The 20,613-nt window shown below is 46.7% G+C and carries 21 protein-coding genes; 7 read left to right on the forward strand and 14 right to left on the reverse strand.

Translation table 11 applies throughout. The features are described from left to right. Nucleotides 1-26: 26 nt before the first annotated feature. A complete protein-coding gene (gene aroD, locus ACIP6T_RS12520) occupies nucleotides 27-872 on the reverse strand; it encodes a type I 3-dehydroquinate dehydratase (protein WP_345830445.1) in 846 nt (281 codons plus the stop codon). A gap of 320 nt (nucleotides 873-1,192) precedes the next feature. On the opposite strand from aroD, the gene ACIP6T_RS12525 reads away from it, so the two are divergent. The 5 genes from ACIP6T_RS12525 to ACIP6T_RS12545 all read left to right on the forward strand — a co-directional run bounded on the left by ACIP6T_RS12525 (nucleotide 1,193) and on the right by ACIP6T_RS12545 (nucleotide 4,237). After that, nucleotides 1,193-1,594, forward strand: a complete 402-nt coding sequence (locus ACIP6T_RS12525) for an SRPBCC domain-containing protein (RefSeq protein WP_097098113.1) — start codon at nucleotides 1,193-1,195, stop codon at nucleotides 1,592-1,594. 14 nt (nucleotides 1,595-1,608) lie between these two features. Then, nucleotides 1,609-3,144 carry a UbiD family decarboxylase gene (locus ACIP6T_RS12530; RefSeq protein WP_097098112.1) on the forward strand — a complete coding sequence of 512 codons (1,536 nt, stop codon included), beginning with the start codon at nucleotides 1,609-1,611 and terminating at the stop codon, nucleotides 3,142-3,144. Between the two features lie 215 nt (nucleotides 3,145-3,359). Next, on the forward strand, nucleotides 3,360-3,602 hold the full coding sequence (gene ycgZ, locus ACIP6T_RS12535; protein WP_097098111.1) for a regulatory protein YcgZ: 243 nt from the start codon (nucleotides 3,360-3,362) through the stop codon (nucleotides 3,600-3,602). 35 nt (nucleotides 3,603-3,637) lie between these two features. After that, nucleotides 3,638-3,922, forward strand: coding sequence for a hypothetical protein (locus tag ACIP6T_RS12540; protein WP_345830449.1), 285 nt, complete (start codon nucleotides 3,638-3,640; stop codon nucleotides 3,920-3,922). A 63-nt stretch (nucleotides 3,923-3,985) separates the two neighbouring features. Continuing rightward, the gene (locus ACIP6T_RS12545; RefSeq protein ID WP_097098109.1) at nucleotides 3,986-4,237 is read left to right on the forward strand and encodes a biofilm/acid-resistance regulator YmgB/AriR; all 252 of its coding nucleotides are present in this window, start codon (nucleotides 3,986-3,988) and stop codon (nucleotides 4,235-4,237) included. 63 nt (nucleotides 4,238-4,300) lie between these two features. On the opposite strand, the gene ACIP6T_RS12550 is transcribed toward ACIP6T_RS12545, so the two are convergent. The 10 genes from ACIP6T_RS12550 to ACIP6T_RS12595 all read right to left on the reverse strand — a co-directional run bounded on the left by ACIP6T_RS12550 (nucleotide 4,301) and on the right by ACIP6T_RS12595 (nucleotide 13,682). Next, on the reverse strand, nucleotides 4,301-4,633 hold the full coding sequence (locus ACIP6T_RS12550) for a hypothetical protein (RefSeq protein ID WP_345830451.1): 333 nt from the start codon (nucleotides 4,631-4,633) through the stop codon (nucleotides 4,301-4,303). 430 nt (nucleotides 4,634-5,063) lie between these two features. Continuing rightward, nucleotides 5,064-5,348, reverse strand: coding sequence for a biofilm development regulator YmgB/AriR family protein (locus ACIP6T_RS12555; RefSeq protein WP_097098107.1), 285 nt, complete (start codon nucleotides 5,346-5,348; stop codon nucleotides 5,064-5,066). Between the two features lie 403 nt (nucleotides 5,349-5,751). Further along, the gene (locus tag ACIP6T_RS12560) at nucleotides 5,752-6,039 is read right to left on the reverse strand and encodes a hypothetical protein (protein ID WP_097098106.1); all 288 of its coding nucleotides are present in this window, start codon (nucleotides 6,037-6,039) and stop codon (nucleotides 5,752-5,754) included. 542 nt (nucleotides 6,040-6,581) lie between these two features. Next, nucleotides 6,582-6,842 (reverse strand): hypothetical protein, encoded by a 261-nt coding sequence (locus ACIP6T_RS12565; RefSeq protein ID WP_345830456.1) that lies wholly within the window; start codon nucleotides 6,840-6,842, stop codon nucleotides 6,582-6,584. Nucleotides 6,843-7,057: 215 nt separating this feature from the next. Beyond that, nucleotides 7,058-7,804: a fimbrial assembly chaperone gene (locus tag ACIP6T_RS12570; protein WP_400457460.1), complete on the reverse strand. Its 747-nt coding sequence runs from the start codon at nucleotides 7,802-7,804 to the stop codon at nucleotides 7,058-7,060. Continuing rightward, the gene (stbD, locus tag ACIP6T_RS12575; protein ID WP_370659832.1) at nucleotides 7,740-9,062 is read right to left on the reverse strand and encodes a fimbrial usher protein StbD; all 1,323 of its coding nucleotides are present in this window, start codon (nucleotides 9,060-9,062) and stop codon (nucleotides 7,740-7,742) included. Before stbD ends, ACIP6T_RS12570 begins: the two co-directional genes overlap by 65 nt. An 8-nt stretch (nucleotides 9,063-9,070) precedes the next feature. Continuing rightward, nucleotides 9,071-11,611 carry a fimbrial outer membrane usher protein gene (locus ACIP6T_RS12580; RefSeq protein WP_400457953.1) on the reverse strand — a complete coding sequence of 847 codons (2,541 nt, stop codon included), beginning with the start codon at nucleotides 11,609-11,611 and terminating at the stop codon, nucleotides 9,071-9,073. Beyond that, complete coding sequence (locus tag ACIP6T_RS12585; RefSeq protein ID WP_400457462.1) at nucleotides 11,601-12,347, reverse strand: fimbria/pilus periplasmic chaperone; 747 nt, start codon at nucleotides 12,345-12,347, stop codon at nucleotides 11,601-11,603. Before ACIP6T_RS12585 ends, ACIP6T_RS12580 begins: the two co-directional genes overlap by 11 nt. Before the next feature lie 57 nt (nucleotides 12,348-12,404). Further along, on the reverse strand, nucleotides 12,405-12,944 hold the full coding sequence (locus ACIP6T_RS12590) for a fimbrial protein (protein WP_345830460.1): 540 nt from the start codon (nucleotides 12,942-12,944) through the stop codon (nucleotides 12,405-12,407). Nucleotides 12,945-13,172: 228 nt separating this feature from the next. After that, complete coding sequence (locus ACIP6T_RS12595; RefSeq protein ID WP_345830461.1) at nucleotides 13,173-13,682, reverse strand: hypothetical protein; 510 nt, start codon at nucleotides 13,680-13,682, stop codon at nucleotides 13,173-13,175. A 384-nt stretch (nucleotides 13,683-14,066) separates the two neighbouring features. Here ACIP6T_RS12595 and ACIP6T_RS12600 point away from each other — a divergent pair, with 384 nt between their 5' ends. Beyond that, nucleotides 14,067-14,900 carry a hypothetical protein gene (locus ACIP6T_RS12600; protein ID WP_345830463.1) on the forward strand — a complete coding sequence of 278 codons (834 nt, stop codon included), beginning with the start codon at nucleotides 14,067-14,069 and terminating at the stop codon, nucleotides 14,898-14,900. A 137-nt stretch (nucleotides 14,901-15,037) separates the two neighbouring features. On the opposite strand, the gene ACIP6T_RS12605 is transcribed toward ACIP6T_RS12600, so the two are convergent. Beyond that, nucleotides 15,038-16,645 (reverse strand): bifunctional aspartate transaminase/aspartate 4-decarboxylase, encoded by a 1,608-nt coding sequence (locus tag ACIP6T_RS12605; RefSeq protein WP_097098098.1) that lies wholly within the window; start codon nucleotides 16,643-16,645, stop codon nucleotides 15,038-15,040. A gap of 34 nt (nucleotides 16,646-16,679) precedes the next feature. Then, nucleotides 16,680-18,371 (reverse strand): aspartate-alanine antiporter, encoded by a 1,692-nt coding sequence (gene aspT, locus ACIP6T_RS12610; protein ID WP_097098097.1) that lies wholly within the window; start codon nucleotides 18,369-18,371, stop codon nucleotides 16,680-16,682. 484 nt (nucleotides 18,372-18,855) lie between these two features. Between aspT and ACIP6T_RS12615 the strand changes: the two genes are divergently transcribed. Next, nucleotides 18,856-19,380 carry a phenolic acid decarboxylase gene (locus ACIP6T_RS12615; protein ID WP_345830465.1) on the forward strand — a complete coding sequence of 175 codons (525 nt, stop codon included), beginning with the start codon at nucleotides 18,856-18,858 and terminating at the stop codon, nucleotides 19,378-19,380. A gap of 165 nt (nucleotides 19,381-19,545) precedes the next feature. Here ACIP6T_RS12615 and ACIP6T_RS12620 read toward each other — a convergent pair whose 3' ends face one another. Continuing rightward, the gene (locus ACIP6T_RS12620; protein WP_097098095.1) at nucleotides 19,546-20,610 is read right to left on the reverse strand and encodes a mechanosensitive ion channel family protein; all 1,065 of its coding nucleotides are present in this window, start codon (nucleotides 20,608-20,610) and stop codon (nucleotides 19,546-19,548) included. Between the last annotated feature and the right edge of the window lie 3 nt (nucleotides 20,611-20,613).

The raw sequence follows: 20,613 nt of genomic DNA on the forward strand, positions 1-20,613 counted from the left end.
AAACGCACTACACGCCAAAATTCTGCTCAAGTCAGATTTTCATGATCCACATGTAGCGTATCGAGCATGACAGACAAGGTCTCAATATTGATTTGGCCCGGTGCAGAAGCCGCTCCCTGACTGGCAAACGTTAAATTGCTTCCGAAAAGCTCGCCAGCGGCACGCGACAGTTTGCCTGGGTCACCCATGGCCATGGTGAGTAACGGTTTGTCGGACTGCTTTCTCATTTGCCAGGTAACGTCCAGCAGTCGAATGACATCGTCAGGCCAATGCGGCATAACAGCTATCTTTAGAATATCTGCGCCCTGAGCCGCTTGCCACTGCAACCTTTCAAGTAGGTCGGCAGAAGACGGCGTTGAGGCGAAATCGTGAAACGAGAGGATCACAGCCACTTTTCGACGGTGGGCTTCGTTAATAATTTCCTGGGTGATGCTCTCGCCAATGCGCATTTCAACATCAATAAGATCGGCAAAGCCAGCCGCTAACCATTTTTTATACAGTGCCAGATAAGTTTGGTCATCCACCTCGCCACTCCCGCCTTCTGCCTTAGTGCGGAACGTCAGCAGCAGCGGCTTTCCCTCAAGCCGCTCACGTACAGCATGGCCAAGATGTGCAATTCGATCCGCGTCCAGCGCATTTTGATGTTTATCAACGCGCAGTTCGGCAATTTGTACAGCGTCATTTTCGGCCGCCTGGCTGGCCTGACTCAATAGGGTTTTGTCATTATCACCGTTTAAAGACACGATAACGGCAGGTTTACCTTGCTTAATGGTGATATTACCCACCGTGAGCGGCGTTACACGCACAGTCGCTGCTTTATCAGAGGGTTTATTCTCTTCACTGTTCGCCGCCGTTGCTGCAAAAGGCATCATTTCTCTCCGGACCTAATTCAAATTTCCATATTATATTTAGTTCACCTTTTTCAGCCCCGCAATAGCCCTTTCAATTTAGATGAATAAAGAAATTGTTCGCCTATGTAATAGTCATGTTCATATCAGAATATGGTAAGCGGGCGGCGTAATATGAATTTTACAAAATTAAATAAATTTTCAGTGTTTAACGTGGCTTAATAAAAATCGCTATCAGGAATAAACGAGACGTTAACGCATTACGTCTGAACGCTACTTAAAACTGAACCTATACTCTCTATTCGGCACTTTTGAATGAATACGTGAAAATAGTGAGGAATAAGATGGTTACGTTGTATCACGCGATAAAAATCTCAGCCAGCCGTCATGAGGTTTATACATCACTCACGGATCTGAAGAAAATGGCGGCCTGGCATGGCGGCAAGGTCGAAGGAGAAATTGCGGCGGGAAAGGTTCTTACTCTGCGGCCAAAACCGGACACTCACTTCAGCTGGGTAACCGAAAAACTTGTAAGCGATGAGCGCATTGTGCAGACGTCGCGAGAAGAGAGCGACAGCGATCCCGGTAAAACACTTGTTTTTACGCTCAGCGATTTAAACGATGGTCGCACGCTCGTTAAGCTGGAGCACGGCGTTTGGTCAGAAAATGATCCGCATCTTCCTTTTTGTAATACCTATTGGGGAGAAGTGCTATTTCACCTGAAAACCTTTCATGAACAACCCTGAGAGAGAGCCATACCATGCCACAAAAAAAACCGTCTACTTACCGCATCGTTAAAGCCGGTGAACCTCATCCTCAAGGCTGGAATGTTCCCCCCGTTAACGATCTGCGTTCAGCAATTGAACTGCTTAAAACATTACCAGAACAGTATGTTGAATCGAACCGCGAAGTGGATCCGATTGCCGAACTTGCGGGTGTATATCGCTATATCGGTGCAGGCGGCACGGTGATGCGCCCCACGCGTATCGGCCCCGCTATGACGTTCAACAATATCAAAGGTTTTCCTGACGCGCGTGTTTTGGTCGGCTTAATGGCAAGCCGTAAGCGCGTGAGTGCGTTACTGGGCGCGCCGGAACGTGAGTTGGGTATTCAGATGGCTGAAGCGCGAAGGAACGTGACCCCGCCGACGGTAATTGAGCCTGAGAATGCGCCCTGCCAGGAAGTGGTCTATCGGGCTGAGGACGAGGGATTTGATTTACGAAAAATTCTGCCGGCACCGACCAATACAACTGAAGATGCAGGACCCTATTTTTGTCTTGGTCTGGTGTTGGGAAGCGATCCTGATGATCGCGATAATGTTGATGTCACTATTCATCGTCTTTGTGTTCAAAGCAAAGATGAACTTTCAATATTTTTTGCGCCAGGACGCCACATTGATGCGTTTCGCTTAAAGGCGGAAGCCGCGGGCAAGCCGTTGGCGGTGTCCATTAATATGGGGCTTGATCCGGCAATTCATATTGGCGCAGAGTTTGAAGCACCCACCACACCGTTTGGTTTTAATGAGTTATGCGTAGCGGGAGGACTACGAGGTCAACCGGTTGAACTGGTGGAGTGTTTGACCGTTAAGCAGCGTGCGATTGCTCGCGCAGAAATTGTTATTGAAGGTGAAATTTTACCCGGCGTACGCGTTGCAGAAGATCAGAACAGCCATACCGGCAAGGCGATGCCGGAGTTTCCCGGTTATACAGGGGAGGCAAACCCTTCGCTGCCGGTAATCAAAGTGAAAGCTATCACCACGCGGAAAAATCCCATCCTGCAAACCTTAGTAGGACCAGGTGAGGAGCATGTCAGCCTTGCGGGTATTCCAACGGAGGCCAGCATCCATATTGAATGTGAGGACGCTCTGCCAGGACTGGTAAAAAATGTGTACGCCCACAGCGCAGGTGGCGGTAAGTTTCTTGCCATATTACAGGTGCAGAAGAAAAATGCCGGTGACGACGGTATGACGCGTCAGGCTGCGCTGATAGCGCTTTCAGTCTATCGTGAACTTAAGAACGTGATTTTGGTTGATGAAGATGTCGATATCTTTGATACCGATGATGTGATGTGGGCTTTGCAGACGCGTTATGTCGGCGACATCGATACTCTTTTCGTGCCCGGTGTTGCGGGGCATGTGCTTGATCCTACGCAACAGCCTTTTTATGACCCGCGCGTAACGGCGAAGGGAACAACGACAAAAACCATCTTTGATTGTACGGTACCTTATCATCTGAAAGAGCATTTTATTCGTGCTCAGTTTAAAGAGGTGGATGCGAGCTTGTGGTTATCTTCGTAACTCACTTTATCGATTGTTAGCGATAACGCAATCGTGGATGCGAGGGGGACAAAGTGAAGAGGCGGGCCATGGCGGCCCATTCTCTCCATACACAAATCATTTTTATAAAAAATATTTTTCTTACCTCTGGCTTAATAAACCTGTACAAGCTCGCTGTTGTTGTATAACTTCACCTCCTGGCATAACGATTAAACCGTGACCAACCGAGGGTTTTCATGCAACAGAACGTAGGCACTTCCAGTTCGATAAATGACATTGCTGCTTATTTCAACAACGCATCACTTCCTTCTCAGCAGGAAACGCTGGGTAGCATTGTGGTTGAGATCCTCCGTTCGGGACGTAATCTGAATCGCAAAGCGATTTGTACAAAACTTTTGTCACGTCTCGAACTCGCCTCCACGTCTGATGAAGAGCATCACTACCACCAGCTGATAGCGCTGCTATTTGGCCGGGACTAAACGTTGTTAATCGGCCTATCTGGCCAGAGAGTGATATGAAAAACAGCGATGAAGAAAAACTTTGTGACATTCTCATCGGTGAGGCTGTTGTTAGGTTACTGCGTGAAAAAGGGCGCATATCGCAACGTGCGCTTCTAACTAAGCTTAGGCTCATGCTTAACGCGGAGCATGATGAAGTGCGCATGCGCGCTACAAAGCTCGCCATTCGGGATGTTGAGGCTGAAATGGTACGGCGCGATAGTCCCGGCGCGGGAGAGCGAGAAAAGGGCGTAATAATTACGACTGGAAAATTCGGTAATGATGGCTCAACCCGGCATTGATGCTGGTAAAAGGGTCAGCGAGAGAAAGCTCATATTAATCACCAAGGTTAAAAGGAACACCCGATGCAGCAGAATACGACCGAATCAGACCTCCAGTCCTTCTTACATAGTACTGGAGATCAGTTTGACGAAGAAAAACAGGTGATTGGCGCCATAGTGAAGTCGTTACTGACAGAAAGAGGACGAGTAACGAATAAAGCCATTATTTTAAGTTTGATCGCAGAACTTGAAAGCACGAATGATATTGAGCAGCTTGATGTGCTGCGCAATTGCCTCGAAATCGTCGTGGGCCGCACACCGGATGATGATAAATGAGATTTTTTCGGCCTCGCCTCTGCGTGAAAGCGTAAAGAGGCGAGGGCGACGTACCTTAGAAAGTTAGATGTTTGCTGAATGATAGGTGGCTAATTCAGTAGGAAGTGCCTTCAATTCCCGTAATGTCTTCTCTGCATGCCGCTGGTGCGTGTCTAATTGCTTCCGGCGCTTATTTCTCCCTCGATTACTCTTGAGCAGCCAGTCATTAAAGCGTTTTACTATTTCTTCAGCGTGCTGCGGATCAGGTGTGCGGCACAGCAGCAGGCGACTCATCGTTTGATGAGTACAATCGATGGCGTAAATTTCATGGGTCATATCGCGCGGCTCGCACTCTATTGCTGTGAAATGCATGTCAGGCCAGCGATTCACCTTTGACATAAACTCACTCAAAATCATATTTTCACCTCTAATTATTATGGAATGCTTTTTACTTTTCCCTACTGGTCAGTCCAGACTAGACGCAAGTCAGCACTTTGCAAATTAATGGCACTATTTTTGTGGCAAATTTTTGCCTGATGGTTGTCAGTTAAGATATGAAAGACCCTCATTATCGAGAGCACACAATGTAACGGCGCAATTCATTGCGCGATAAATCGCGCCGCTACGGAAGGTGCGGTGATTTGATACGGCGCTTAACTGATCGGCATTAGGCAAACCAAGGGTGAAGCAGCCCGTAACAGTGAAGTGAGTTGCAAAGAGAGGAGGAGCGGCGCGAAAACAAAAGAGCAGGGCGGATAAGCTGGCGCTACGAGCTCAACATGGCGTTGAGACTTCAGCGTTGTGGCCAGCTATCCGAAAGATCGTGGCAATAGGGTGCAAACAACGTTTACCAGTTGAAGTAAGCCCAACGCTCCTCTTCACCCGGGGTCAATCCTACAACGACTTTAAGCGTGTTGAGTAAGATATCGACCTGCGCGGCATCAGAAGTGGTTTCAATGTCCGAAATGAGGTGCAAAATTAACGCACTGGTCGTGACCTCTCTTCCTTGATTAGTCAAATCACGAACCGTGGCGTCAATAACCGCGGTTTCCGCAGAGAGAGCATCACCCGCACTAAGGAAGTGGTGAAAAATGTTTGCTTCAACTGTATTTTGCTGCGTGCTTTGATGCATTGACTTTATCCCCTTCATCCGGAAGTGTAGTGATAACGCGACGCGTAGCGACCATCTTAAAATTGAAATATAGCCGACTCTGTCTAGGTGTAAAGTTATACACTAATTTTAAAATTGTACAGATATTCTGGTTGTGTACAGATTTGGATTTTTGGCGAAAAGTGCTAATTGTCATCAAGCTATAAGTGAGAGCACGCGCAATGCAGCGTTGCGGGGGAAATGCTATACGCTTTCCGTTATGGCGCTGCACTCAAGGCATGGCCAGGAAGAGGCAAATAGAGAGCGGGGATTTCGTAGGGTGCGCATTCATGCGCACCTGAATAAAGAGGCATTTTTGGCTTAAGTAAGCGGCGAAGCCTCAAAAAAATGTGGTTGCGCGCCCTCAGGCGCGACCGAGATAACATTAGGTTTTACTGTTGTCTTCCGACGGCAGATTCATGAGTTGAGGAGACTTTGCTGTAGCAAGCCAGCGGAGTTCTGCGCGATGTCGGGGGGCGGTGTTAACGAACCCTTTGAGCCAGTGCCTGGCGTCAGCAATTTGAGAAAGCTTATCTTCACTGATACCGTTTTCTGCCATTACACCTAATTCTGCAATAAGGGATTCAACGCTGATTTCCTGTTGACTAACGGCGAGGTTAAACACTGCTTCGCCAATAATAATGTGCCCTTGCTGGTCATCATGAAATAACACGGTGTTTCCTCCTGTTCATTTCTCGTTAATCATCAAAAAAGTGTAGTCAAGGATTCACTTTTATTCCTGCTACATCCACTTGTCCCTGGAATTTAGCTGAAAAAAGGTAGAATTAAACGTAGGTGACGTTTAGCCAACTCGCTGAAAGAGTGAGTAAAGAATGATTATGCTGGCAAATAAGCATCCTTAAAGAAAATTCTTAAAAAGAACCCTTGTTGTCAATGAAATCGATTTCAAGCCGTTTCTATTTTACTGTGCCGATGTCCAATAATTCTTATGCAGCAGTTGGTTTGACCACAAATTGTGGAACAGAATATTAAAAATCGACAAACTACATTCACTAGTAAGGAAGTAATTATTTTCTAAATAAGTTCGGTAAATGTATTAATTCTGACATTTATCTTTTGCAGGCATAAAGAGGGCAATGTGTGGGGGAGAGTGTCGTCCCTGACATATTCTCCGGCCGGTACACGTAGAAACGTGACCGCTGAGGTCATCTTCGTTATCGTCTTCCGGCCGGAGCCGGACTACGTCCTATGGCGTCAGTTTGTCTCGTCGTTCAAGCCTGCAAGCGTTTGCAGGTAGGGCACTTGATGGACTGCTCGCTCCGGTTCTTCGAAACTCTTCAGCCAGGCACTGGCTTTGGTAATCTCAGACAACCGCGCTTCGCTGCCGCCAGCATTTGCCATATGATCAAGTTCGTCGATTAGCGAATGAACGCTGACCACTCTTTGACCCAAGGCAATGCTTAATGCCGCTTCGCCAATAATGACGTAGCCTTTCCCGTCGTGTTGAATAGACAAATTACCTCCTCCATTTCACGTTGATGAAAACCTCATTACCAACTGTAGGCAGGATGGGGATTTTTGCCTGGCGTTTATTCTTAAAAAACCGTCATAATTAATTTTAAATGGTGTTCATGCGCCAGGTATCTCGGTTAACGCTTATATATTAAGCATAAATACCCAAACACGTTGTGGCGTGACCTGAAAATACGCCTTGCTGGTGCGTTAATTTATCAATGCAAATGTGCAAAATAGTGCACAGGATTTCCATTATCATCGAACACCTCAAAGGATATTTTTTCATTTATCTGTAAAGGCTGTTTTAAAGGTAAGGTGTAATTACCTTTAGGGGCGACCATAATATTATTGATCATCTTATTCGGTTCAATTTGCAGACGAAGGCTCATAAACCAGGGCGTCGGGTTGACGATAGTTAAAAGCTGATTGCGGCTCTCAAAACGTAAGCGTTGCACATCTTGCTGTGTAGGCGCGGTAAGGGCTGCCGGGCGAATGAAGACTTTAAGGCGCAGTCGTAGCGGCAGCACCACCTTGCGCTCAGCATGACTTGTCTCTTTTGCTAATGCAGGTATTTGATAAAGATTAAGCCAGTACAGGCTCTCTTTATCCATGGGCAGAGAATGCTGTGAGAGTAACATCAGCCGAATAACTCGCTGTTCATCGGGGAGAAGTTTCATCACCGGCGGCATAGCAAATACCGGTGTCCGGGTGAGCGTAGGTGACTGCATTATGTCCCCATCATCACTCCAGATCTGCACAATGGTCGGATTATCAGGGCTATTTTTGAGATTCAAGGTCTGGCTGCTTTCGTTAGCACTAAAGATAATGCGCGTTTTATCAATATTTACGACGGCAAAAGTAGAATGGGCGTAAAGCACACAGGCTAAAACCCACGCGTTACTGAAAGCTAACCACCACTTGCAACTGCGCATTGACTGTCCCTGCTGTAATTGTTTGTCCACTCAGTGCTTCAAGCGAAGCGGTAAAGTCACCGCTATACATGTTGCTGGTGCCGGAAGCGGCGAGCGAGGTCAGATCGGTATAGGCATACCATCCTCGCGTATTACCTGTACCGGTACTGGTGAGATCGGGTAACAGGTTAATGGGAGCACCGTTAGCGTCATAAATTTTGATGCCCACTCCGGATGCCACGCCACTGCTGCCGTATTGATTATCCAGCAGCCATGTCAGTCCGCCGCCGCTGGTGGTTAATCCCATTTGAGTGGCTTTAAGAACGGATGTTGCCTGATTAACAAGGAAGCCCATGGCGACATTGGCTGAACTTGTCGTTGACGTGCTAGTACTGGAATTCGCGCCAGATTCACATTGCAGCGTGACGGAAAAGGGGGCCTGGCTGCTGCCACCACCCGATAACGCCCCTACGCTAATCGTCGGCAACAACACTACCGAGGGATAATTTTTCACTTCACACAGTGCGCCGCGGACATAAGTAACGTTTTTGTAACTACTCCAGGCGGCAGGCCAGTTAGCGTAAAAGCCATACCAATAGCTAGCGCTGTCTTGCCCATCCCGCAGGCTATTAGTATCGAGCCCGGGTCCTTTAAAGGCGATATAACCGCGTGGCTGCGTCCAGATATCGGTATAGCGATTCGCCGCGGAGGCATAGTAACTGGTCGAGCTGATTTTAAACATTTCATACAACACGTTGCTGAAGGCGCTGGCTGGGATATAAATGTAGGTGCCGTCGGAATACCAGTTGTCGGAAGTAAACTGACGTGATTTCCAGTAGCGACTGTAAAACTCCCCGGTAGCGAGATTGGTCATACGTACTGCCACATTTTTTGCCACGTCATAATAGGCCCCCTCTACTTCACTGCTGGCATACATACCGGCATACGGGCTATCACCATTCGTGGCATACATTTCGTACAGGCTGCCGGCATCAGTCACAGCGCAGCGATACAGGATCTGATTCGGGCTATAGTTCACACTGCTAGCCGATGAGAGAAAGCTACCCACAGAGCTGGCAAGCAGCGTCCCGGAGGGTTGAAACGTACTCCCGCTGTTGATACTGATTACAGACGGTAAGCCAAGATTGCCGGAGCAGGTATCACAAGCACCTGGCCAGGAACCGGCTGTATAACCGGCTGCCAGTGCGGCGGCAGAGAGCGACGAGGTGCTGGTCACCCGAATACAGTTCGCCCAGACCGTGGGAGAGTGGGCCAGCAGAATAATAAGCGCCAGCAGCCAGGTTTTAATTTTCACGTTTATGATTTCCTACATGTCCCGTCGAGATGAATAAGCGCCTGATGCACATGACCGGGGATTTGATAATTCACTAAGCAGTGGTTCGTATTGCCATTCCAACTAACTTTCAGGCTGCCTGAGGTATGCGGCACGCGGGCGTAGAGCTGGCTTCCCTGGCCAACGACGCCAATTAATGTGCCTTCGCTGTCGCGAACGTCAGCCCCCATAGGTGGCGTAATGCCCTCATTGAGTGAGATCAATACCGCGTTGCCGCGCAGCGTGGAAAATTTCACCTGACTCACCGCACCTGCATAAGGTACTACGCGCTGACTTCCCCCGCTTAACTCGGCATCCGCACGCATGTTTTTGCTATCGAGGGTGACGGTATTTTCACGATATGGGGTAAGCGACGGCAGCAAGGCATAACCATGGCTATCGATCACCGCACCCTGACCGTTCTGCACAACTGCACCTTGCGCACCGTCGGCATGAATCAAAGCAAAGGTGTCGCTGGTATACGGACCGGCCGTCAGTCCACCGCGATGCAAAAGCAGCGTACCGGAAGTACCCAGTCCGAGCTGGCGGTAATCATTACCTTGACCATAACTGGCGCGGAATGCCCCTACTCGGGTATTTTGCTGCAAATTACCACCGAAGGAGCTGGCCTCGCCCGTTGAATCGTTGTGGTAACGATCGGTACCGCCATACATCGAATAGGATAGGTCGCGCTGCTCACCAGCCGATCCGGTAAGTGAAACGGTGGAAGAGCGGCTGGTTTTTGACTGGTTATAGTTGTAGGCCACCGAAGAGAGGCCCGATCCCCAATCCAGCGGTAGAGAGATATTTAACGAAACGGTGTTTTCGGTATATTTCTGCTGGCGTGAAGCGTCTGCATTATCATTCACACTGATGATGTGACGTCCGCTGTTCCAGTACGTGCGTTGGCGCGCCACATTCACTCCAAAACTGATGGTTTTCCAGCTGGTGGTATAGCCGAGTTGTAGCTGAGTGATACGCGACTGATTGTTGTAATAGTCTGAACTACTGGCACTGAGACTGAGCAAGCCATACGCATCCAAAGATTGGCTTAAGGTTGCCGACAGTCGATTTCGTTGATTAAGCGTATCAGAGTCGTAAAGAATTCCATTTTTGGCCTGGCGTCGTACGCCAAGTACATCCTGTAGATCGCGAAAGCCACTGGTGGAGTAGCGATAGGCAGCTAACACCAGATTCGTACCAGTGTGAAAGGTTTTGCTATAGCTTAATTCGGCGCGCCAGCCCGAAGTAGGGTGATTTTCCTCCACTTTGGCTTGGGAGAAGGTGGTGTTCATGCCTAAAGCACCCCATTGTGTCGCCCACACCCCACCCAGTAACCAGGCCTGATAACCTTGCGCCAGCCTGGAACCTGCCGTCGCTGTTATGCTGTTGCTCATGCCATGTTGTAAAACGCCTTCCAAAAAGCCGTTGTTCACCGAGTAATATTGGCGCACGCGTCCCATGGCTAAGGAATAATGCCAGTTACCCGGTCTGACAGAATCTGGAACGGAGGCATAAGGAACGGTGAATGTCGCCATCTTACCGTTTGCCTCAATCACCGTTACCTCAAAATCTCCCTGGCTGCGCGTGTTAAACAAATCATCAATGACAAAGGGGCCTGGCGGCACCACAGTTTCATAAACCACTTTATTTAACTGCTTCACCACTACGCGTGCGTTCGATGAAGCAATACCGTGAATTTCGGGTGCATAGCCTCGCCTGCCTTGCGGCCACATACGTTCATCCGTGGTTAACTTGATACCGTTAAAGGGCAGGCTGCCAAACAGATTGCTGTCGGTGTAGCTATCACCGATAGCAATTAAGCTGTTTAATTTTTCTAACGGACGTTGCACCCAGGTTCTAACGCTATTATAGCGATAGCTACTGCCACCGGTGCTGCTGCTCAGATAGCGTAAATTACTTTGGTGGCGTAGTTGCCAGTTCGCGATATTACTACCCGCAGTAATGCCACTCCATAAATATTGGTAGCGATAATCCGCACCACTGTTTTCCGTCCAGGTGTAGTTGGTGTTATGACGCAGAAACAGAGCTGTCATACCTTGATCCCATTCAGACACTGGGACGTAGCCTCTGGGTTTACGATTAAGTGCAGTCATGGGCAGCGTAATATTTAGACGCAACGCCGCGGCGTCAAACTCCCAGTTTCCAAAGGACGTCCATGATGCAAGCGGATAGCAGGTGCGGGATAAGGGCGATGTCAGGGCAGATTTTATATGTAGCGTATCAATAAGTGACTTCGACAAGCAGGGCTCAGCGCGTTTATCTGCTTCTGAGGAGATAAACGTGATCTCTTCGCTGGAAACAATTAATTTATTGTTCAAATAGATATCAACAAGATATTGCCCCGCTGGCACGTCACTACGATTGAATTGATCAATGTTTTGACCAAAGGATGAGCCTTTGAACAGCGAGGGATCAAAATAGTATTCATCAGCATGTGCAGGATGAGACAAGCAGCCCGATACGCCGAAAAAGAATAAGTACAGCCGCAATTCACTGCGCATCAATTGTATAGCTTTCACTTATTCTTGCCCCCTGATCGTTAATCGCATCGATATTCACCGCACCCACACCTTGTAAGCGTTTATTATTTTTGTGAAACCAACATGTTTGTCTGGCGAAGGGGGCTATCATTTCAGGTGTGCAAGAGTATTTTTCGGTGGATATGCGTACAGAAACAGCGACTATCGAGGCATACCAAGGCTGAGCATTATCTATTGTTATGCCATTCCCTTTAACGGCATCATAGACATCATGAACAGTTAATCCTTTTAGAATATTTTTTGGTTCGCCAATGGCGGTTGGACGATAAAAAATCTTCACTCTATTTCTCAGCATTACCGTCATTGAATTTTTCGCTGAATCAGACGTTAGATTGCTGGGGGGGATTTGCAGCATGTTGAACCAATAAAGCGTTTCTCTATCCTGTGGCAGAGCTGTTGTTTGGTTGAACATAATGCGTGATACTTGCCCAGCCTTGGGCTGAATGCGAAACACCGGCGGTGTAATAATAAAAGAGACGTTATTGACTTGCTGTGGCTGAGCGTCAATATCACCTTCATCAAACCATGACTGAATGACATACGGAATATTATCGTCATTTTTAAATTGAATATCAATTGAGTGAGCGGAAGATGGATAGATAATACGGCTCCCTAATAACGTAACACTCGCCTTGGCATTCGCAGACGTCAATATCACTATCAGAAATAAAGATGAAAAAAGCGTGTGTAAAGACATACCAACGTTCTCATTGCATTAACTGAGAGCCCATTTCAATGGGCTCTCATACTTTAACTACTGATAGGTGACGGCATATTGCATTGATGACTCAACCGTACCGGCGGTTGCGGCACTGGTTGCATAATATTGCGCAATATAATTTGCTGAAGCTTCCGTTTCATCGGCTGCCAACGTAAGGTCGCCATCACCGGTATAGCCACCGGTTAAATTGATTACAGCGTCTTTGCTGTCGACTAATTGAACTTCCACATTGGTCGCGCTGCCGGTATTGGCAAGGTTGCCATTAGCCGTGACGTTATTTCCCACAAATACCGTAGAGACTTTTGTTGACGTCGTTGAGCTGCCGGTACAGCCGGATAGACCTACGGTGAATGAAGTCTGGCCTGCTGTATCGCCGCTTTTCGCCAGTTCTGATTTACTGACGGTTGGCATTAGAACGACAGGCGAGGCCGCATTTCCATTTACCGCAATCGAACAGGTTTCATCAGACACTTCGCCCTGAAAGTTAATTGTATTCTCCGATGCGGCAATCGCCGATGATGAAAAGAGTAAACCGCTTAGTAACCGGACTAATAGTTTATTTTGCGCATGCATTGTGTCATCCTTTTTACAAAGTTGTAGAAGTGTATCTTGATTAACGTGTCACCAGATTTTAATTTATATAAACGATACAGTGGATGCTGATATCATTAGGCAGATTCATCGGCTAGAGTTTTTTGAAAAATTTGGCGTCATCCTCCCTGCGAAAAGTGTGAAAGTTCATGAGAAGACTTCTGGCATGAATTAATTTCGCTGCCTTAATCACTGCAAAGAGTGAGTCAATCAGCCATAACTTTCCTGCCACAGTAAAAGGCTCGATGCTTTTTTAACATTCAGTTTTCTCAGCGCATTGTCTCGTTGAGAGTAATAAGTTTTCCGCTTTGCACCCTCCAGGTATTGTAAAGCATCACACTGTAGACTTAACTGAAGCGCTTTATATTCTCCAGCCGTAATGCTCGGGCTGTTTTTATAAACATTAACCGGCGTTTTTAAATTGGGCCACGGGTATTTACTTAACGCAGTAATATCAAGAATACGTATCCTGCCACTGTTTGAATTTTCAAGAAATTTTGCCAGTGGCATACATCGTGATGAACTCACTAAAACCACATTTCCCTGAGGAAGTGTAAACTCGCCGGTGCCATTCACCACATGCACTAATGAGTGCACATCCAGCTTTACAAAATGGCAATATCTGGCAGGCGCGGGCAGGCTTGGCTTAAAGGTTGCAATAAAATGTCTTAACCCCACATTAAAGTAATGGTCCTGTTCTGGGAATGTTTTGATATTCATGATTATTCTGGCGTCCCTGATATATTTCGATCTCAAGAATAAAAAGCAACGTTGAATTCAACGTCTGCTAAGTGAGCAGATGCTCCTTCCCATGGACCATGATAATAGCGCGATGTTACTACCCATTTAGATTAGTTTGCTCGCATTCACGGCATGTCCATAATTCTACATAAAAATCAGCGCATCTAAATGACAACATTTCTACCCAATCTTTAACACCATGTTTAGCTAAGTGTATATTGACTTTTTTATTTATATTAGGTTGCGAGAGTTGACATGTCGCTCTATAGTCAAAAAAGAGGCGGCTGTTCGCATAATATTATATTTACTAACAGGACTTTATTCAGGCATGACGCCATAGAAGTTCTTCTGCAGCGAGTAACCATGGAAAATAAAATTAGAGTTTTTGAGGCACTTAATAAGTTATATTTAGACAATGCAGCAAACCCTTTGCTTAATGCAGCAATTCACAAACATAGCGAAATGATAACGGAAGAGTTCAAACGCAAAAGCCATTTCTATAAATTTATCTTTAAGAATAACCGCTTTCTGGTTGCGACGGTAACGGCTTCACAGTTTTACATTAACGAAGAAGCTTGCTTCTCCGATGTAAAGGCCGAATGTCTGAAGTTTGGTCTTGTCAGCGCCAATACCATTTCAAGTCTCCTTACTTTGATGAGTGTTAGTGGCAGAATTAAAATGAAAGTGAGCAAGAAGGATAAAAGAAAAATGCGTTATTTTTTGACTGAAAAAGGCGCAAATGATTCAATAAGTCTAATTAACACAATGACAAGTGCTCTTGATATCCTGAGCGGAAAGAAGCGCTCTCATCACATTTCACTTGATAATATTGCACAATATTTTTCACGGTATTCGGAAATCTATAAAGCAGGCTTTTTTATTATAAATTTAGTTCCTGACGCTCATCTTTTTATCGACAAGGATTCAGGGCATATGATCATGCTGAATTTATTCAATATTGGCAATAAGCCTAAAAGAGAAGATTGCAAGGAGGGCGCGCTAACGCGCATCTCACGGGAGTGCAGCGTCTCACGTTCTCATCTGAGAAATATTTTCATCGAAGCAGAAAAGAATAATATGATAAATTATGATCCGAAAAGCGGTGAGGTTGAAATACTCGATAGGTTTAAAAAGATGTTTTACACTTATATGTCTTATTATTTTGCTTTTGTCCAATATGGTCTGCAAAGTGAGTGAAATTTGCGAATTTGGCGTAAGTATTTATTTTTTCCAAAGATAGGACACTAAGCCAGAAACCGATGATTACGTTAATCAGGGCTGCAACACAGCCCTGATTGTTATCGCCTTACAACTTATCTTATGTTGTACTTGGTCTAAGCGTTTTTATCTTTCCCTTGCAGTGCAGAATGATACTTTTCAAAATACTGCTCCATCATCTTTCTTAATGACTTACCGATTGCGGCGTACTCATATTCATTCAAATTAGCCAGAGATATACGTCCTGCAGGTTTAAGGCTACCAAATCCGGTACCTGGAAGCATGACGATGCCGGTCTCTTCTGCAATGTGGAAAAGCAAGTCGGTTGGGTTGAGGGTTTTATTTACCCAATCGGCAAAGTCATCGCCGTAAACCTGACGAGATATTGCCTCTAAATCCAACAGCGTGTAGTAATCTACAGCCTCTTCGGTATCAATATGCGTTATTCCCAGCTCACGGTAGAGCACGGCCTGACGGCGGCGGATCACTTCCGATACAGCGGCTTTATAACCGTCCTCCCCATCCATCAGAGCGAATAGACTGAACAATACCATCTGCACTTGTTGCGGAGTTGATAAGCCGGCAGTGTGATTGAGGGCTACGCTTCGGCTATCCGCCACAACCCGGTCAAGAAATCGTAAAGCGGGAACGTCTGGCGTAAGGGAACCATAGCGCTGCTGCAGACGATGATGTTCTGCATCGCTAATATTTCTCAGTTTGTCATCCAGAATATTGTTCTGGTGGGTGGCGATCACCCCCAAACGCCAACCCGTTGCACCGAAATATTTTGAGAATGAATAGACTAAAATGGTGTTCTGCGGGCAGGTAGCAAACAATGATTTAAAGTTATTCGCAAAGGTACCGTACACATCATCCGTGAGAATGATTAAATCGGGACGCTGCTCAACAATTCTCGCCATTTTATCCAGGGTGCGTTGATCCATTTTCACTGAGGCAGGATTGCTTGGATTGACGCAGAAGAAGATTTTAATAGCCGGGTCGAGCAGTTTCTCTAACTCTTCATCGGGATATTGCCAGTTATCTTCCGGCGACGCATTAATCATCACGCTTTCAAGCCGGTAATCCTCCAAATGCGGTATTTCAATATAAGGGGTAAAAATGGGCGCGCCCATTGCGACTTTATCACCTGCGGTAACCAAACCATTTGTGCGAAGAGTATTAAAAAGGTAGGTCATCGCGGCCGTACCTCCTTCCACCGCAAACAGTTCAACGTCCTCAGCCGAAATCAGGCCGCCAACCATTTCTTTGACGATATACTCGCGGGTGATTTTTTCACTAAGCGACAACATACGTGGTGGAACCGGATAATTGCAGCCCAGAATACCTTCCACCATCTCATGTAAAAAATCGGAAGCGGAAAGCCCCAGCTGATCACGGACATAGCTTACGGCCCTCGACAAAAATGCAACGCCTGGTTGCTCATGGCCGCGAGAAAGAAATGCGTCGAAACGTGCCTCAATACCTTCAATGCGCGGTATACCTCCAATGCCATGCGGCAAATAAGAGAAGGATCGCTCCGCCTCTTCTGTGGCAAATAATCCAAGACGCCAGAAAGCACGGCGGGGCAAGGTCGCGATGAAGTTAGGATTGCCTCTACCTGCATTAAGCATCATGCGGTCGGGTTTACCGGAGGCGAGTTGTATCAGGGCGTCTTTGAGTTCGAAGGGACTGAGTGAAGCATATTTTTCGTAAGGGTTAGACATGGTAAATCTCTCCAGATCAGGAAGCATTTCATTGTCATACCAGCGCGACGATAAGCGGGCCAAGCAGGGTGAGAAACACATTTGCCAACCCGTATGTCACGGCAAAGGGGGCGGTAGGAATGGCATTGCCCGCCTTATCGAGAATTTCACCAAAAGCGGGATTCGCACTTCGCGTGCCAGACAAAGCCCCGGCAAAAATCGCCGTATTGTCATAGCGCAACAAATAGCGACCAATAAATAACGTGATCATTAGGGGGAGGACAGTCACGACAATGCCGATCAGGAAAATAGAGATGCCGTTATTTCGCACGGTCTCGACGGCTTGCAGGCCCGACTGTAAGCCCACCACCGCAACAAACCCCGCCAGCCCTAAATCACGCAGCAAACCCGATGCGGGCAAAGGCATATTTCCCATTAGTGGTTTTCGTGCCTGATACCAGCCAAACAGCAGGCCGGACAGTAGCGCTCCGCCGCCGCTGCCCAGCGTTAAAGGTACTGAACCAACACGCAACACCAGCAATCCCAGCAACAGGCCAAAGGTCAGGCCAAAACCGTGAAACATCAGATCTGTTTTTGGACTTTTCAGCAACACCGGACCGGCTAGCGTCACCGCACGCTGAATGTCCTGTTCGCTACCGTACAGCGTTACTACGTCATTACGCTCAATGACAGCATCATCTTTGAAGGGCAACACCACATCACCCCGTTTAAGTGCGGTGACATAAATACCGTGCCGGACGTCGCCCGAAATCTGTTTGCGCAGTTCATCCACCCTTTTTCCCATCAGCGCGGGGTTGGTTAGTAAGACTTCGGAGGTTTTCATCGTCATCTCCGGCCCATCCTCCGCATCCAGCTCTGTGCCTAGCGAGGGAGCAAGTGCAACGATCCCTTTGCGTCGACCCACCAATAACAGGATATCGTTCTCGTTGAGCACCATGTCAGGCGTGACAGCAATGACTTTATCGTCACGTTTAATGCGTTCGAGCGTGACAGGAAAATTTGATTGGGCCAACGCTTCAACCTCCGCCACGCTCTTGCCTGCGGCCGGTCCCACCCGGAATACCCTTCCCACCAGCTCGGGGAGTGCAGGGACCTGACCAGGCGCCAGAATGGTTGCGCCGTGCATCATTTCCTGTTCGGCTTTTATCGCGTCCTCGCGAATGGATCGGCCCATTATTTTCGGCAGAATGTTAACGCAGATGATGATGGCGCCCAGCGAGCCGAAGATGTAGGTGACCGCGTATCCCACCGCCACATTGCCTTGCATCTGCTGAAGTTGTGCGGGATCTAAATTCAGTTTAGCGATGGCGGCACTGGCCGTACCGATGATGGCTGATTGTGTCAGCGCCCCTGCCGCAATGCCTGCCGCAATGCCTTTGTCCAGCGCGAAAAGTTTGGCCATCACGACCAGGGTGGCTAAGGATGATATGACCAGAACTAACGCCAGAGCAATTTCACGCAATGTTCGTCGACCTAATGAGGAGAAGAACTTTGGTCCACTTTCAAAGCCCACAGCGTAAATAAACACGGCAAAAAGAACGTTTTTGATTCCACTGTCAATGGTAATTCCTACCTGGCTTATCAGCACGGCGATAAGCAAAGCGCCTGCAACGCCGCCAAGTTGAAATGCACCCAGTTTAAATTTGCCAATCCATGTGCCTATCGCGAGAGAAAGGAAAAGCGCCAGTTCCGGTGACAGACGAAAAACTTCTTGAATCAAATTCATAGAAGAATATCCTGCAGTTCGGTTCTTGAAATTCGGGCATATTTATCCGCCCGCTGAGTGGTTTATCAGTGGTAAAGAAAAGTCAATATGTAACACCTTAAATAGGTTAGCTTTAGATTTCACTTTGGCAAACTTGATAACTAAAATACTTCCTAAAAAAGAATCAACGTGCGATAAGTCGTTTAACTATCAGTAAAAATCTGAGAGAAATAATTCTCTCACGCTCCGTTTTTATTTAAATTTTATTACCTTGCGCTGACTTTTTATTGTCATATGATTTATCCGGTTAAATAGCCGTGTTGCAAATATCTCTGCTATCGACTACCGTGAAAAAAAAGGTAATCCAGGTATTTTCAAATGCAGAACATTGGAAAAAACCTGAAGTGTTCCATATTATAAATATCTCTATACAAGAATGATGCGGCAACTCGTCAAGAGGACGTTTCATCAACTTACTCACAACACAGTGAAATATGAGGTAGTTATGTCCGTGGAATCGTTAAACGATATCTCAAAAGATTTATCCGCCTTTGTTGGAACGCATTTTGTCTACACCTACGATAATGGATGGAAATATGAGTGGTATGCGCGCAACGACACAACGTGTGATTATCGTATCCACCAGGGATTGGTAGGTGGTCGATGGGTAACCCAGCAAAAAATGAACGCCGTACAGTTCGCCCCAGGTATTTATAAAGTAGACTGGCACGAACCGACAGGAACCTGTGTAAGCCTATTATTTGATCTCGAAAGAAAACTTATTCATGGTACTATTTTCTTCCCTCAATGGATTGCCGGTGAAGGACAGCACCCTGAAAAAACGATTTGTTATCAAAACGAATTTATTGAAGATATGCATCGTTTTCGCGATGAAGGTCCGGCTTACCCTTATGTGATTATTCCGGAATTTGCTAAAGTCACCTATATGAAAAATGAAGGGCCTGATAATGATGCTGTTATTAATATGCCTCCAGGTCAACTTCCGAGTGATTTCTTCGAAGGGAAATAAGCGGTGCTTGCTTTATAAAGGTGTTTGTGCCGAAGGTATTAAATGAACGGACAGCCTCTGGCATTAAGCAGTAATGCCAGAGACTGTCCGGTTGAGAATGCGTTAACGGCTTATACCACTTATCGTTAGTCTCACGAAAACGATATCTAGCGGATTTTCAGGCGGTTAAACACCGGAATCGCTCAATGTTGCGCGAACATGAGGCAGACACTCAGGATAATTTTGTTGTATAAACTCAATCATTTTTTCCCGGACGAGGCAGCGCAAATCCCAGGCCGTGGGGGAGTTTTGTGCCGTCATCAGTAATCTTATCGTCATGGTTTTATCATTGGTATCGGTAACCTGAAGCACCTGTGTCTGTTGATCCCAAAGTTTTGTTTCACTGAGTACTTTTTCAAAATGTTTGCGCAGGGGATCTAACGGCATGGAATAATCCACATAAAGAAAAACAGATCCTAATATTTGTGCATTATTACGCGTCCAGTTCTGGAAGGCATTTTCTGTAAAGTAGGTAATAGGCAATACCAGGCGGCGCAGATCCCAGATACGCACCACAACATAAGTCAGATTGATCTCCTCAATCCAACCCCATTCATTTTCAACCACCACCGCGTCGTCAATTTTTATCGGTTGCGTAAACGCTATCTGAATTCCGGCAAACAAATTGACCAGCGACTTCTGAAGAGCGAAGCCAATGATTATCCCGGCAACACCGGCGCCCGCAAGGATAGTCGTGCCGAATTTACGCACCCCCGGAAAACTAAGTAGGATCAGAGTAAGACAGAATGATACCAATAATACGATAGCGACTTTTTTAACATAGATTATTTGAGTGCGAATTTTTCGCGCGCGGAGATTGTTTGAAAGGTTAATGTCATAGCGTATAAAGAGCATATCCTGCGCGACATTAGTCAACCGGATTAAAATGGAGCAAAATGATAATATAATAAAAATATTGGTTGTGGTCGTAATAAAGGCAAGGGAGTCTGGGTGAATGTTAATATAATTAACCCCGACATTGATTAACAGCAAGGGAATGAAGAGAAACAGCGATCCGCTCAGATGTTTTTCGAGTGATTTGAATAGCTTTCTGTCACGGCTCTGCCAGTAACGGATGAACCTGAGAAGTATAAACCGCGCCAGAAAACCCAGAGCGAGCGAGAGCGTGACGAGCAATACAGCAGGCACCCATACTGGAGCACCAGATAACTCACCAAATATTAGTGGCATTCT

The organism is Pantoea sp. NPDC088449 (assembly GCF_044753225.1).
Lineage (GTDB): Bacteria > Pseudomonadota > Gammaproteobacteria > Enterobacterales > Enterobacteriaceae > Pantoea > Pantoea floridensis.

What these genes read in the sequence shown, in the direction of transcription:
- ACIP6T_RS12590 (WP_345830460.1), bottom strand. Translation starts at nt 12,944, where the DNA reads ATGCATGCGCAAAATAAACTATTAGTCCGGTTACTAAGCGGTTTACTC.
- ACIP6T_RS12545 (WP_097098109.1), top strand. Translation starts at nt 3,986, where the DNA reads ATGCAGCAGAATACGACCGAATCAGACCTCCAGTCCTTCTTACATAGT.
- aroD (WP_345830445.1), bottom strand. Translation starts at nt 872, where the DNA reads ATGATGCCTTTTGCAGCAACGGCGGCGAACAGTGAAGAGAATAAACCC.
- aspT (WP_097098097.1), bottom strand. Translation starts at nt 18,371, where the DNA reads ATGAATTTGATTCAAGAAGTTTTTCGTCTGTCACCGGAACTGGCGCTT.
- ACIP6T_RS12620 (WP_097098095.1), bottom strand. Translation starts at nt 20,610, where the DNA reads ATGCCACTAATATTTGGTGAGTTATCTGGTGCTCCAGTATGGGTGCCT.
- ACIP6T_RS12525 (WP_097098113.1), top strand. Translation starts at nt 1,193, where the DNA reads ATGGTTACGTTGTATCACGCGATAAAAATCTCAGCCAGCCGTCATGAG.
- ACIP6T_RS12595 (WP_345830461.1), bottom strand. Translation starts at nt 13,682, where the DNA reads ATGAATATCAAAACATTCCCAGAACAGGACCATTACTTTAATGTGGGG.
- ACIP6T_RS12580 (WP_400457953.1), bottom strand. Translation starts at nt 11,611, where the DNA reads ATGCGCAGTGAATTGCGGCTGTACTTATTCTTTTTCGGCGTATCGGGC.
- ACIP6T_RS12615 (WP_345830465.1), top strand. Translation starts at nt 18,856, where the DNA reads ATGTCCGTGGAATCGTTAAACGATATCTCAAAAGATTTATCCGCCTTT.
- ycgZ (WP_097098111.1), top strand. Translation starts at nt 3,360, where the DNA reads ATGCAACAGAACGTAGGCACTTCCAGTTCGATAAATGACATTGCTGCT.
- ACIP6T_RS12585 (WP_400457462.1), bottom strand. Translation starts at nt 12,347, where the DNA reads ATGTCTTTACACACGCTTTTTTCATCTTTATTTCTGATAGTGATATTG.
- ACIP6T_RS12550 (WP_345830451.1), bottom strand. Translation starts at nt 4,633, where the DNA reads ATGATTTTGAGTGAGTTTATGTCAAAGGTGAATCGCTGGCCTGACATG.
- ACIP6T_RS12530 (WP_097098112.1), top strand. Translation starts at nt 1,609, where the DNA reads ATGCCACAAAAAAAACCGTCTACTTACCGCATCGTTAAAGCCGGTGAA.
- ACIP6T_RS12540 (WP_345830449.1), top strand. Translation starts at nt 3,638, where the DNA reads ATGAAAAACAGCGATGAAGAAAAACTTTGTGACATTCTCATCGGTGAG.
- ACIP6T_RS12605 (WP_097098098.1), bottom strand. Translation starts at nt 16,645, where the DNA reads ATGTCTAACCCTTACGAAAAATATGCTTCACTCAGTCCCTTCGAACTC.
- ACIP6T_RS12555 (WP_097098107.1), bottom strand. Translation starts at nt 5,348, where the DNA reads ATGCATCAAAGCACGCAGCAAAATACAGTTGAAGCAAACATTTTTCAC.
- ACIP6T_RS12600 (WP_345830463.1), top strand. Translation starts at nt 14,067, where the DNA reads ATGGAAAATAAAATTAGAGTTTTTGAGGCACTTAATAAGTTATATTTA.